This is a genomic window from Pseudomonas fuscovaginae SE-1, from assembly GCF_000364705.1.
Classification (GTDB): Bacteria; Pseudomonadota; Gammaproteobacteria; order Pseudomonadales; family Pseudomonadaceae; genus Aquipseudomonas; species Aquipseudomonas fuscovaginae_A.
The window spans coordinates 1-15,059 of sequence record NZ_AQOH01000363.1 but is presented as its reverse complement, the minus strand read 5'-3'; the positions used below and the strand labels follow the sequence as shown (position 1 = coordinate 15,059).

Annotated in this window: 3 protein-coding genes; all 3 read left to right on the top strand. The window is 67.6% G+C overall.

The genetic code is table 11. The features are described 5' to 3' along the window. On the top strand, window positions 1-7,844 hold a 7,844-nt coding region (locus tag K675_RS0128410), incomplete at its 5' end, for a non-ribosomal peptide synthetase (RefSeq protein WP_017906848.1). Further along, the gene (locus K675_RS0128405) at window positions 7,841-11,980 is read left to right on the top strand and encodes a non-ribosomal peptide synthetase (protein WP_017906847.1); all 4,140 of its coding nucleotides are present in this window, start codon (window positions 7,841-7,843) and stop codon (window positions 11,978-11,980) included. The genes K675_RS0128410 and K675_RS0128405, both read left to right, overlap by 4 nt. After that, window positions 11,980-15,059: non-ribosomal peptide synthetase (locus K675_RS0128400; protein ID WP_017906846.1), on the top strand; the 3,080-nt coding region annotated here is incomplete at its 3' end. The genes K675_RS0128405 and K675_RS0128400, both read left to right, overlap by 1 nt.

The window sequence follows — 15,059 nt, the reverse complement described above, 5'->3', positions numbered from 1 at the left end:
CCCCCCCCCAGCCGCAACTGACGGCCGAGCGCTTCATCGACAACCCGTTCGTGGCCGGCGATCGCCTGTACCGTACGGGCGACCTGGCGCGCTACCGCGCCGACGGTCAACTGGAGTTCCTCGGCCGTAACGACTCCCAGGCCAAGCTGCGCGGCCTGCGCCTGGAATTGGGCGAGATCGAGGCGCGTCTGCTCGAAGTGTCCGGGGTGCGCGACGGCGTGGTGCTGTTGCGCAACGACGCCGCCGAGCAGCCCAGGCTGGTCGCCTACTACGTCGAAAGCGAGTCCGGGGGCACCAGCCCGGGAGCCCTGCGCGAGCAGTTGGCCCTGAACCTGCCGGATTACATGTTGCCCAGTGCCTTCGTGCGCCTGGACGCCTTGCCGCTGACCGCCAACGGCAAGCTCGACCGCAGTGCCTTGCCGGTACCGGATGCCGCCGCCTTCGACCAGCGCCACTACGTTGCTCCGCAAGGCGAGCTGGAGAACCGCCTGGCGCGCATTTGGAGTGAAGTGCTGGGGATCGAGCGGGTAGGGCGCGACGACAGTTTCTTCGCCCTCGGCGGGCATTCGCTGCTGGTGATGCAGGTGATCGCGCGGATTCGCCGCCAACTGGAGCGTGAAGTCGCGGCCTCGGCGCTGTTCGCCACCCCCCAGTTGAAACAGTTCGCCCGCAGCCTGGAAAGCGCCCGGGAGGCGGTCCGTGCGCCCATCGCGCGGATCGAGCGGGGCGTCGCGCAAACGTTGTCGTTTGCCCAGCAGCGCCTGTGGTTCCTCGCCCAGATGGAGGGTGGCAGCGCGGCCTACCATATGCCGCTGAACCTGAAATTGCGCGGCCCGTTGCAGGTGCCGGCGCTGGAGCGCAGCCTCAACCAACTGGTGGCGCGGCACGAAGCCTTGCGCACCCGCTTCGTCAGTGTCGAGGGTGAGCCCCGGCAGGTCATCGCCGAGCCAGGGCAGGGTCTGACGCTCGAGCGGCTGGACGCCACCGCCGATCTCGAAGGCCTGGTGGAGGCCGAAGGCGCGCGAGCCTTCGACCTGGAGCAGGGGCCGCTGATCCGTGCCGGGCTGGTGCGCCTGGCCGAGGACCAGCACCTGCTGTTGTTGACCCTGCACCACATCGTCTGCGATGGCTGGTCGATGGGCGTGCTGACCCGCGAGCTCAGCCAGTTGTACGCCGCAGCGCTGGAGGATCGCGACGATCCGCTGCCGCAACTGCCGCTGCAATACGTTGATTATTCGGCCTGGCAACGCCAGTGGCTGACCGATGAGGTACTGGAACGCCAGGGGCGCTATTGGCGCGAAGCCCTGGCCGAGGCGCCGGTGCTGCTGGAATTGCCGTTGGACCACAAGCGTCCGGCGGTACAGGACTATCGCGGCGGCGTGGTGCCGCTGCTGCTCGACGAGGCGCTGACGCGGCGCCTCAAGGACTTGAGCAGGCGCCAGGGCACGACGCTGTTCATGACCCTGCTTGCCGGCTGGGCGCTGGTGCTGTCGCGGCTGTCGGCGCAGGCCGACGTAGTGATCGGCGTGCCGTCGGCCAACCGCCCCGGCAGCGAACTGGAGGCGCTGATCGGTTTCTTCGTCAACACCCTGGCCCTGCGCCTGAAGGTGACCGGCAACCCCAGCGTCAGCCAGTGGCTGCAACACACCCGCCACGTCGCGCTGCAGGCCCAGGAGCACCAGGATCTGCCGTTCGAGCAAGTGGTGGAGTTGCTCAAGCCGCCGCGCAGCCTGGCCTACAGTCCGCTGTTCCAGGTGCTGTTCGCCTGGGAACAGGGGCAGCAGAGTGAACTGACCCTGCCGGGCCTTGTTGTCGAGTCGCTGGCAAGCCGCCAGCACGTCGCCAAGTTCGACCTGCAACTGGCCCTCAGTGAGCGCGACGGGCAGATCGTCGGTGGCCTGGAATATGCCTCGGGGCTGTTCGAGGCGCAGACGGTCGCCGGTTTCGGCCAGTACCTGCGCCGGGTATTGATGCAGATGGCCGCCGACAGCGAGCAGCCGCTCGCCAGCCTCGACCTGCTGACCCCCGAGCAGCGTCGGCAACTGCTCGACGAATGGAGCCGCGGTCACACCGACCGCGTTCCGCAAGGCGGCTTCCTCGCCCGTTTCGAAGCCCAGGTGCAACGCACGCCACAGGCCGAGGCGCTGGTCCATGCGGAACAACGCTACAGCTACGCCGAGCTGAATGCGGCCGCCAACCGCCTGGCGCATTTCCTGCGCGGGCAGGGCGTCGGTCCCGAGGACCGTGTCGGCCTGAGCCTGGAGCGCTCGCCGCAGATGGTCATCGGCCTGCTGGCGATCCTCAAGGCCGGGGCCGCCTATGTGCCGTTCGACCCGGCCTATCCGGCCGAGCGTCTGGCCTACATGTTCGCTGACGCGGCGCCGAGCCTGCTGCTGACCCATTCGAGCCTGAGGCAAACACTGCCGGCCAGGGCGAGCGAACGCCCCCTGTACTGCCTGGATAGCGACCAATCGCGCTGGGCCGGGCAATCCACCGACAATCCCGGCGTGGCGATCGGGCCGGACAACCTGGCCTATGTGCTCTACACCTCAGGTTCCAGTGGCCGCCCCAAGGGTGTCGCGCATACCCACCGGGCGCTGGACAACCTGATCGACTGGCAACTGCTCGACGCCGCCGGACCGACCCCGGCGCCACGGCGGGTGCTGCAGTTCGCCTCGCTGAACTTCGACGTGTCGTTCCAGGAGGTCTTCAGCACCCTGTGCCAGGGCGGCAGCCTGGTGCTGATGGGCGAGGAGGGGCGCAAGGATCTCGCCACGCTGCGCCCGACCCTGGTGGCCAGTGGCGTGCAGCGGGCGTTCCTGCCGTTCGCGGTGCTGCAGCAGGTCGCCGGCCTGAGCGACGGCGACGCACCCGGGCCAGCCGGTGGCTGTGACCTCGTGACCGCCGGAGAGGCCCTGCGGGTCAACGACGAACTGCGCCGTTTCGTCCAGGGGCTGGGTGGCACGCACCTGTACAACCAGTACGGGCCGACCGAAACCCACGTGGTCAGCCAGTTCAGCCTGGCCTGCGCCGACGCCGCCGACTGGCCCGAGGCGCCGCCGATCGGCCGGCCGATCAACCATGCCCGGCTGTATGTGCTCGACGACGCGCTGAACCCGGTACCGCCTGGCGTTGTCGGCGAGTTGTACATTGCCGGCGCCTGCCTGGCGCGCGGTTACCTGAACCAGCCGGAGTTGACCGCCGAGCGTTTCCTGCCCGATCCGTTCAGCCGCGAGCCGGGTGCCCGCATGTACCGCAGCGGCGACCAGGTGCGCTGGCTGGCCGACGGCAACCTGCAGTACCTGGGACGCATCGACCAGCAGGTCAAGCTGCGGGGTTTCCGTGTCGAGCTGGGGGAAATCGACAGCCTGCTGCAGCAACAGCCGGGCGTACTGGAAGCGGCCGTGCTGCTGCGCGAGGATGCCCCGGGGGACAAACAACTGGTGGCCTACATCGTTGGCCCGGCGTCGGCCGAGACGCTGCGCGAAGCCCTGCGCCGCCATTTGCCGGAACATATGGTCCCCAGTGCCTGGGTGTCCCTGTCGCATCTGCCGCTGACGCGCAACGGCAAGCTCGACCGCCGTGCGTTGCCGGCGCCGGAGCGGGTGTCCGGGAGCGCCTACGTGGCGCCCCGGGATGCCGACGAGATCCAGTTGACCGACATCTGGGCCCAAGTGCTGCGCTGCGAGCGGGTCGGGCTGCAGGACAATTTCTTCGAACTCGGCGGTCATTCGCTGCTGGCCACGCGCCTGGTCTATGCGATCAACCAGCGCATGGCCGCGCAACTGTCCCTGAGCAGCCTGTTCAAGACCCCGACCCCGGGCGAGCTGATTGCCGCGATTCGCGCCAGCCGTGACGAGCAGACCCAGCGTGAACCGGCCTTCACGGTGATCGAGCCGGACCCGGCCAATCGCCATGAACCGTTCCCCCTGACCGATATCCAGCAAGCCTACTGGTTCGGCCGTGAATCCACGGTCAGCCTCGGTGGTGTCAGTGCCCACGGCTACGAGGAACTGCGCATCCGCGATTTCGACATCCCGCGCTTCGAGCGCGCGCTGAACCGGATGATCGAGCGTCACGACATGCTGCGCGCGGTTTTCCTCAGTAACGGCACCCAGCAGGTGTTGGCGCAGGTGCCGAGCTATCGCATGCCACAGCTCGACCTGCGCGGCCTGGACCGCGAAGCCGCGCAACAGGCCCTGGATCGCAACCGCCAACGGCTGTCCCACCAGGTGCTGGACGCCAGCCGCTGGCCGCTGTTCGAGTTCAGCCTGACCTTGCTCGACGATGGCATCAGCCACTTGCACATCAGCCTCGATGCGCTGATCGTCGATGCCGCCAGCAGCCAGATCCTCGCCCGCGAACTGATGGGGTTCTACCTGGAGCCGCAACGGACGTTGCCGGCACCGGGCCTGAACTTCCGCGACTATGTGCTGGCCGAACACCAACTGCGCAGCGGCGTGCGCTACGAACGGGCCCTGGCCTACTGGCGCGAACGGGTGACGAACCTGGCACCGGCACCGGACCTGCCGCTGGTCTGTCAGCCGCAGAGTATTGCCGCGCCGCACTTCACCCGGCGCGATCGGCAACTGTCGGTCGAGCACTGGAGCCGCATCAAGGCCCTGGCCAAGCAATTCGGCGTGACACCTTCGGTGGTGCTGCTCACGGCCTTCTGCGAAGTGCTCGCGCTGTGGAGCCGCCAGCCGCGCTTTACCCTCAGCCTGCCGCTGTTCAACCGCCTGCCGCTGCACCCGCAGGTCGATTCGATCATCGGCGACTTCACCTCGCTGGTGCTGCTCGAAGTCGCCATCGACGGCAACCTCGGCTTTACCGACAAGGCTCGGGCGATCCAGCAGCAATTGTGGAAGGACATCGACCATGCGGTGGTCAGCGGCGTGCGGGTACTGCGCGAGCTGTCCCAGGCCCGCGGGGCCCAGCAGACGGCGATTCCCATCGTGTTCAACAGCACCCTGTCCGAGGCGGCCACCCAGCAGGCCGAGTACAACCTGGCCGATGCGCTGCAGGCGCAGAACGTGCACAGCATCACCCAGACCCCCCAGGTGTGGATCGACCATACCCTGCTGGAACTGGAAGGGCGCCTGCTGTTCAACTGGGACAGCATCGACGAGTTGTTCCCGCAAGGCCTGGTCGAAGCGATGTTCACCGCCTACAACGGCATCCTCGACCGTTTGCTCGAGCCCGCGGCCTGGGCCGCCAGCACGCCCGGGCTGCTGCCACAGGCCGGCCTGCCGCCAGCGCCGGCGTATCCGCAGGCATCACCGCTGATGCATGAGCTGTTCGAGCGCCAGGCGCAGGCGACACCGGATGCCCTGGCGCTGATCGCGCCGGGCCGGCAACTGAGCTATGCGCAGTTGCGCCACGAGGCCCGTCGGCTCGGCGCCCATCTGCAGACTCGCGGCGTGCGGCCCAACCAACTGGTTGCGGTGATGATGGAGCGGGGCTGGGAACAACTGCTGGCAACCCTGGCGATCCTGTATGCCGGCGGTGCCTATCTGCCGATTGATCCGGCGCTGCCGGCACAACGGGTACGGCATATCCTGGAGCGCGCCGAAGCGCGCTTGCTGCTTGCGCAACCCGGGCTGAAGACGGACAGCGACTGGTCGTCGCTGGTGGAGGTCATCACCCTGAGCGAAACCATGGACCTGGGCGAGTCGGCGTTGCAGGCGGTCGAGCAGAACCCCGCCGACCTGGCCTACGTCATCTACACCTCCGGTTCGACCGGTGTGCCCAAGGGCGTGGTGATCGACCACCGTGGCGCGGTGAACACCCTGCTGGACATCAACCGGCGCTTCGCCGTCAGCCCGCAGGACCGGGTCCTGGCGATCTCGTCGCTGAGCTTCGACCTGTCAGTGTACGACTTCTTCGGCACCCTGGCGGCCGGCGCGGCAGTGGTGCTGCTCGAACCGCGCCTGGCCCTCGACCCGCTGCACTGGCGTGAGCTGATCGAGCGGCATCGCGTCAGCCTGTGGAACTCGGTGCCGGCGTTGTTCGGGCTGCTGCTGGAGTCCGTCGAGCAGCAGGGCGGCCAGTTGCCGACCTGCCTGCGCCTGGCGATGCTCTCCGGCGACTGGATCCCGCTGAACCTGCCGGACCGGGCGCGGGCGCTGCGGCCGGCGATCGAAGTGATCAGCCTCGGTGGTGCGACCGAAGCCTCGATCTGGTCGATCTGCTACCCGATCGGTCAGGTCGACCCCGACTGGCGCAGCATTCCCTACGGCAAGGCCCTGGACCAGCAGAGCTTCCATGTCCTCGACGAGGCGCTGCAACCGCGGCCGGCCTGGGTGCCTGGCCAGTTGTATATCGGCGGCATCGGCCTGGCGAAGGGCTACTGGCGCGACGAGAAACAGAGCGCCGCGAGTTTCTTCGCCCACCCGGCGACCGGTGCCCGGCTGTACCGCACCGGCGACCTGGGCCGCCTGCTGCCGGACGGCAACATCGAATTCCTCGGGCGCGAAGACAACCAGGTCAAGGTCCAGGGCTACCGCATCGAGCTGGGCGAGATCGAAGCCGCGCTCAACCGTCACCCCGGCGTGCAGAGCGCGGTGGTACGGATTCTCGGCGAGCAACTGGGTGAAAAACGCCTGGCAGCCTACGTGATCAGGAGCGATGCACAATTGCAGTCCGAGGATTTCACCTTGTACCTGGCGGAAAAGCTGCCGCCCTACATGGTGCCGACCTCATTCACTTTCCTCGAAGCCTGGCCGCTCTCGGCCAATGGCAAGGTCGACAAGAACCGCCTGCCGCAGCCGCAGGAAAACCAGGATTCGGAGCCGTCACTGATCGCCGAGGACGCTGAAGAGCGGCGCCTGGTCGAGATCGTCCGGCACCTGCTCAAGCGCGAGACGATTGCCGGCAACGTCAACCTGCTGGGCCTGGGCGCCACGTCCATCGATATCGTGCGGATCAGCAACGCCCTGGCCGCCGAACTGCAGTTCCGGCCGCACCTGGCGCAACTGCTGGCCCGGCCGACCCTGGCCAACCTGCTGGAACTGTACCGTCGCCACCGGGCGAACTCGCTCCCGGGCAGCCGTGTGCCACAACCTGCAGCGGTGGAAGCGGAGGTGGTGATCGAGGATCCGCAACTGCGCCAGCAGTTCAAGGCCGACGAGCACGGGCGTCGACGTTTCGCCCGGCCGTTGCCGGCGGTGGCCCTGGCGCTGCCGACGGAGGCCGGCTTCGCCCAGCGTCTGCGCGACTATCGTTCGGTGCGTCGCTACGACCAGCAGCCGATTGCGACCCTGGCATTCGCCCACTGGCTGGCCGGTCTGTCGCGCGGGCAACTGGAGGGCGAGGTGAAATACCAGTTCCCCTCGGCCGGCGGTCTCTATCCGCTGCAGGCCTACCTGTACATCAAGCCGCGGCGGATCGAGGGCGTGCCCGCTGGTGCGTTCTACTACGACCCGGTGCGCCACCAGTTGCTGGCCATCGGCGGGCAATCCCGGCTCGACCCCGACACCTACGACTACTTCGTCAACCGCCCGGTGTATGAGAACGCCGCGTTCTCGTTGTTCCTCATCGCCGACATGGCGGCGATCCGTCCGCTCTATGGCGAGCGCAGCCGGGATTTCTGCCATATCGAGGCCGGCGCCATGACCCAACTGCTGACCATGACCGCCGCCCGTCACGGCCTGGGACTGTGCGGCATGGGCTCGATCGACGAACAGGCACTGCCGGCGCTGTTCGACCTGGGGCCGAGTCATCAGTTGATCTATTCGATGGTGGGCGGCCTGCGGGCCGAAGGCGAGCAGCGCAGCGTCGAGGTGGAGGCGTTCACCCGCATGCACGCGGATGACGACAGCGACATGGAGGAAATTGAGCTATGAATGCCGAACAGTTGCTGGCCTTTTTCGACCGTCACGGCGTGGTGCTGGAAGCCGAGGGCGACAAATTGCGTTGCAAGGCGCCCAAGGGTTTTCTCACCGAAGACCTGCTGCAGGCACTGAAGCGGCACAAGCAGGCATTGATCGGGCGGTTGGCGGTCAATGACGGCCTCCGCCCGCGCGCTGTCGACACGGCGCCGTTGCCGCTGTCGTTCTCCCAGCGGCAGCTGTGGTTTCTCGACCAGTTGGAGCCGGGCAATCCGTTCTACAACATTCCCAATGCCGTGGTGCTCAAGGGGCGCCTGGACGTCAGCGTGCTGGAGCGGGCACTGAACGAACTGGTACGCCGCCACGAAGTCTTGCGCACGACCTTCGGCGATCACGACGGCGAGCCGTGCCAGGTGGTTCACGAGCACCGTCCGATGCCACTGGCGATCATCGACCTGAGCCAACCGCCGGCCGCCGAGCGCGAGTCGCTGGCACGGGCACGGGTGGCCGAGGAGGCGCGGGCACCGTTCGACCTGGCCAATGGCCCGCTGTTGCGCACCGCGTTGCTGCGCCTGGCGGACGACGAACACCTGTGGCTGTACACCCTGCACCACATCATCGCCGATGGCTGGTCGATGGGCATCGTCCTGCGCGAAGTGGCGACCCTCTATGGCGACTACCTCGGGGGCCAACCGTCGAGCCTGGCGGCGCTGCCGGTGCAGTACGCCGACTATGCCTGCTGGCAGCAGCGGCGGCTGGGCGGCGCGGCCCTGCAGGAACAGCTCGACTACTGGCGTCGAACCCTGGCCGACGCACCGCCGTTGCTGACACTGCCCACCGATCGGCCACGGCCACGGGTGCAGCGTTATGTCGGTGCCACCTTCGCCAGCCGTATCGACAGTCGCACCCTGCGTGAACTGCAGGACCTGGCGCGGCAGACCCAGGGTTCGCTGTTCAACGTGCTGTTGGCGGCGCTGGCGGTGCTGCTGTGGCGCCACAGCGGCCAGCAGGACGTGTGCATTGGTACCCCGTTCGCCAACCGCGGGCAGGCCGAGATCGAGCCGCTGATCGGTCATTTCGTCAATACTCTGGTGATCCGCAACCGCTTGCAACCGCAGTGGACCTTCGCCGAGCTGCTGCGCGAGGTTCGCGCGCACATGCTGGAAGTCCATGCGCACCAGGACGTGCCGTTCGAGCGGGTGGTGGAGGCGGTCAATCCCGAGCGCGACACCTCCTATTCGCCGCTGTTCCAGGTGATGCTGGTGTTGCAGAACACCCCCGGCGCGGCCGTGGATATGCCCGGGCTGAGCCTGGCGTCCTACGGTACCAGCAGTGCCAGCGCCAAGTTCGACCTGGCTTTCGAGCTGGTTGAGCAGGCCGAGGGCCTGCAACTGGTGGTCGAATACAACACCGACCTGTTCGACGCGGGCACCGTCGAGCGGCTGAGCGGCCACTATCGGCAACTGCTCGAACAGATTGCCGTGCACGCCAAGCAGCCGATCGGCACCTTGAACCTGTTGACCGAGGCCGAGCGCGAGCAGATCGTCGTCGACTGGAACCGCAGTGCGCCGCCGGTCCGGGAGCCGGGCTGCGTGCAGCAACTGATCGAGACGCGGGCGGCGGCGGCAGCGGACGATTGCGCCGTGCTGTTCGAGGGCAAGTCACTGAGCTACGCCGAACTGAACCGTCGCGCCAATCGCCTGGCCCATCACCTGCGCAGCCTCGGTGTCGGCCCGGACGTGCGGGTGGCGGTGTGCCTGGAACGCTCGCTGGAATTGCCGGTAGCGATCCTCGCGGTGCTCAAGGCCGGCGGTGCCTATGTGCCGCTGGACCCGACCTATCCGGTCGGGCGCCTGGGCCATATGCTGGCCGACAGCGGACCCCGTGTCGCCCTGGTCCAGGGGGCGACCCGCCCGTTGCTGCGCGATGCCCAGGGCATGGCGCACTGCGAAGTGCCGGTGCTGGATCTGGACACGGATGCGGCGCAATGGGCTGGGCAGGCGCTGGACAACCCCGATCCGCAGGCTATCGGCCTGACTCCCGAGCACCTGGCCTACGTGATCTACACCTCCGGCACCACCGGGCTGCCCAAGGGCGCAATGGTTGCCCATCGCGGGCTGAGCAACCTGTTGCTGTGGTGCCAGCAGGTCTGTGGCGACGGCCAGCAGGCGAGCATGCTGCAGAAGATTCCATTCGGCTTCGACGCCTCGGCCTGGGAACTGCTCTGGCCCCTGGCCATGGGTGGACGCCTGGTGCTGGCCAGGCCTGGCGGCCATCTGGAACCGGACTATCTGGTACGCACCGTGCGCGAGCAGCGGGTGTCCGCGCTGGTCTTCGTCCCGGCCATGCTGCAACTGTTCCTCGAAGTCGACGAGGTAGGGCAGTGCCGGGACCTGCGCAACGTCTTTTGTGGTGGCGGCGAACTGACTCCGGCGATTGCCCGGCGCTTCCGGCAGGTATTGCCTACTGCGCGCCTGCACAACGTCTACGGCCCCACCGAGACCACGGTGATCAACAGCATCTGGACCCTGCAGCCCGGTGCCGAAGTGCCAGAGCGGCAATTGCCGATCGGCCGGCCGATTGCCGGCAACCGCTTGTATGTTCTCGACGAACATGATGGGCCGGTGCCGGTCGGCGTCAGTGGCCACCTGCATATCGGTGGTGTCGGCGTGGCCCGTGGCTACCTGGGCCTGGCGTCGCTGACGGCCGAGCGTTTCATCGACAGCCCGTTCGTGCCCGGTGAGCGTCTGTACCGCAGCGGCGATCTGGCGCGCTACCGCGCCGACGGCCAGCTGGAATTCCTTGGCCGCAACGACTTCCAGGTCAAGCTGCGCGGCGTGCGGGTGGAACTCGGCGAGATCGAGGCGCGCCTCGAGTCGTTCTCCGGCGTGCGCCGCGCCGTGGTGCTGATGGTCGGCGACAGCGCGCAGAACCAGCGCCTGGTGGCCTGCTGCAGCTTCATGGCAGAGGCCCGGCCCGAGGAAACGGCGGTGCACGAGCATCTGGCGCTGACCGTGCCGGCGCAGGTACTGCCCAGCGCCTACCTGTGGCTGGAGGAACTGCCGCTGACCGCCAACGGCAAGATCGACCGCGACGCGTTGCGGGTCATGGCCGACCAGGACCTGGCCAACCGCCAGGTCAACCTGTCGAGCCCGCGCGACCACATCGAACTGGCGCTCTACCAGATCTGGAAAGGCCTGCTGCTGGCGCCGCAGATCGGTATTCGCGACAACTTCTTCAATGTCGGCGGCACCTCGATCGCCGCGATCAAGATGGCCCATCAGGTCCGCGAGGTTTTCGGCATCGAGCTGCCGATCCGCGTGGTGATCGGCCATCCGACCATCGAGGCCCTGGGCGGCTGGATCCGCTCGGGTGCGGGGCCGGCCGCGGCGCAAGGCAACCTGATCGAGTTCCGGCGGGGTGCCGGCCAGCGCAATGTGGTGTGCATTCATCCGGCGGGGGGAACCGCGTTCTGCTACCTGTCGCTGGCCAAGGTCCTCGACGAATCGGTCGGGGTATATGGCGTGCAGTCGCCGGGGATCAACCCTGGCGAGAGCACGGAGCCTACGGTCGAAGCGATGGCGATAGCCTACCTGCGACTGATCGAGCCGCTGCTGGCGCAGCCACTGATCCTCACCGGCCTGTCGTTCGGCGGGCTGGTGGCCTATGAAATGGCCCGGCGCCTGACCGAGGCAGGGTACCGCCAGGTCACCGTGGTGCTGCTCGATACCCAGGGCTCGGACAACGCCGCCTACCGCCAGCAGATGGCGCCGGTGGACATGGCCGAGTTCCGCGACAAGCTGGTGCGCTTCAACGGCATGTACCCGGGCATCGACGATGCCCAGGTCGAGCGCTATTTCCATATCTACAACCACAACCGCATGGCCGTGGCCGACTATGCCTGTGCCCCCAGGGCCGGGCGGGTGGTGCTGATCCAGGCCCGTGAAGGCTTCAATCGCGCCCAGTTGCGTGGGCTGCGCGATTTCTGGCGGCGCCGTGCCGGGGACGGTTACCTCGCCCGGTTGGTCAATGGCGGCCACTGGGACATGCTCGAGACCGTCGAGCTGCGCCGCGTCGCCAGGGCCCTGGAACAGGAGCTGCGGCGCTTCGATGTCGCCGCGCCCGCCGATTCCTTGCCGCAGGAGGCGTAATGGATAACATTCAGCAAGCCACTCCCGTGCTCCCATCGCCGACCCTGCTGGGGCGTTTTGCCGAGCAGGAGAGGGCAACGCCCCAGGCCCTGGCGGTGATCGACCGACAGACGCAACTGAACTACCGTGAACTGGCCGCCGCCAGTGAACGCATCGCCCACGCATTGCGGGCGCGTGGCGTGCTTCCCGGCCAATCCCTGGCGCTGCGCATGCCGCGCTCATGGCGTTGGCTGGCGGCAATCCTCGGCGCACTCAAGGTGGGCGCCGTGGTGGTACCGCTGGATCGTGCCAGCCCATTGGCGCGCCAGGCCCGCATGCTGGAAGACGGCGGTTGCGTCGGCCTGCTGCTGGATGAAACCTGCGCCGAACCCTTGGCGAACCTGTGGCAGGCCGACGTCACGGCGCTGCTGGAGCACGAGGCGCCGAACCGGTTGACGTTGCCCGGCGAACCGGCCGAAGTGAGCTTCCTGTTCTACACCTCGGGTTCGACCGGTACGCCGAAGGCGGTGGAAGTCGGCGAGCGTGGCCTGTTGCGCCTGGTGCAGCCGGGTGGCTACATCGACATTCGCCCCGGCGACCGCTTTGCCTGCCTGGCTAACCCGGCCTTCGACGCCATCAGCTTCGAACTCTGGGCACCGCTGCTCAACGGCGGTGCCTGCGTCATCATCGCCGACGACGACCTGCTCGATGCCCGGCACCTGGCCCAGGTGCTGGAGACACAGCGGGTCGACAGCCTGTTCATGACCGTGTCGCTGTTCAACACCCTGGCCCAGGAGTACCCGCGCTGTTTTGCCAGCCTGCGCCAAGTATTGATCGGTGGCGAGCAGATCAGCGCCGTGGCGGTACGCGACTGGTATCGGGCCAACCCGGACAGCGCCTGCCGGATCTTCAACGTCTACGGTCCGACCGAATGCACCACCTTCGCCCTGTGCCAGCCGATTGCCCGTGACTTCATGGGCGCCTCGGTGCCGATCGGGCGTGCCTTGCCCGATACCGGGCTGTGCATCCTCGATGAGCGGCAGTGCCCGGTCGCGCCCGGAACGGTAGGCGAGCTGTACCTGAGCGGCAGCGGCGTGGCCCGTGGCTACCGCCACCGGCCGGAGGAAACTGCGCGCAGTTTTCTCATGCTACCGGACGACGCTGGCCAGCCGCGGCGCCATTACCGTACTGGCGATCTGGTCCGGGAGAACGAGGCCGGCCTGATCGAGTACATCGGCCGGGCCGACCGCCAGGTCAAGATCCGCGGTTTTCGGATCGAGCCGGGCGAGGTCGAGCAGCGTATCCTCGAGCACCCCGGGGTCGCCCAGGCCTATGTCTGCACGCGCCGCCAGTCCGCCGAGGACCACCAATTGCTGGCGTTCATCGTGCCGCGAGGCATCCTGGAGCAGGCCGACTTCGACGCCTACCTGCGGGCGCGGTTGCCGGGCTACATGCGCCCGCACCATCTGTTTCTGCTCGAGCGACTGCCCCTGACCGCCAATGGCAAGGTCGATCGGGCCCGCTTGCTGGAACAGGACCGGCAACCCTGGCGCGCCACGTCGTCGGGTGAACTGCCGGCCGCTGGCGAGCAGAGTGCGGAACTGTCCTGGCTGCTGGCGCAGGTGCGGACCTTGCTCGGCCAGCCGTGGCTTGGCGCCCAGGATGACTGGCTGGGCAGCGGCGGCGACTCGCTCAAGGCCTTGCGCCTGCGCTCGGCGATCCGCCGGCAGTGGCAAGTGGAACTGAATATGGCGCAACTGCTGGGCGAGGACTTCGCCGGGATAGCGGCCAGGCTGGCGACACCGCAGGTGGCCGTGGCGGCTTACCCGCCGGCACCGCTGCCGAGCGCCGCCTGGCGCCTGCCGGCCACCGCCGAGCAACGCCGGCTGTGGTTGCTGCAGCAGCGCGAGCCGGACTCGACGGCCTATAACGTGCCGCTGGTGCTGCGCCTGCCGGCCGGGACCGACCTGGACGCGTTGGGTGCGGCCGTGGACCAACTGGTCGAGCGCCATGCCGCGTTGCGCACGCGCTTCGTATCCGGGCCGGACGGCCTCGATCAATGGGTCGCCGAGCAGGGCACGCGCTGCCTGCGCATGCCCCGCGGACGATTGAACGAAGACAACTGGCAGGCTTTTGCCGAACTGGTGTTCGCCACCCCGTTCGACCTGGGCACGGCGACGCTGTTCCAGTCCTGGCTGCTGCCGTTCGCCGACGGTAGCGCCCGACTGTTGCTGCATCTGCATCACTGCGTGGTCGATGGCTGGTCGCTGAATCTGTTGTTCGACGACCTGCTGGCCCTCTACCAGGCCAATCGGCAGGGGTGTCACCTGCCTGAACTGCCCGCTCGCCTGACACCACTGGAATTCGGCCAGTGGCAGGGGCAATGGAGTGTCGCGCCGTACTATCGCCAGCAGCGCCGTGCCCTGGCGCAGTTCTACCGCGAACAGCCGCCAGCTTCGCCGGCTTTGGCCCCACAGCGCCGCGAGGGCGGCGCCCAGGCCCGGCAATTGCGGCAGAGGCTTGCGCCGTCGCAGTGCAAGGCACTGGAGCAGTTCTGCACGCAGCAGCGCCTGACCCGTTTCGAGGTGCTGTTGAGCGTCTTCGCCTGGAGCCTGCACGCGCTGACCGGCCTGTCACATCCGCGCATCGCCAGCCCGGTGTCCAACCGGCCGTTGGGCGAGTTCGAGGACGCCGTGGGCATGTTCGCCAACACTGTGCTGATCCCGACCGAACTGGATGGCCGGCACTCGCTGGAGGCACTGCTGCGCGTGCAGTCCGATCGGGTTCGCCAGGTCCTGGCGTTGCAGGACGTGGCCCTGGCCGATGTGGTCGAGGACCTGCGCCTGTCCGGCCAGCAGGCGCTGTTCGACTTCATGTTCGTGCTGGAAAACACCGATTTCAGCAAGCTGGATGGGCTGGGCGCTCAACTCGAATTCAGCGGTCCCGTACAGGCCAAGTGCGCGTTGACCCTGTCCCTGGTGGACAGCTCCGAGGGGCTTGCGGCTTGGTGGGAATACCAGTGCGACCATTTCGACCTGCAACGGATCGAGGCGGCCGCCGAGTTGTTCCGCGCCGGTCTGGATCTGTTGCTGCAGGCTCC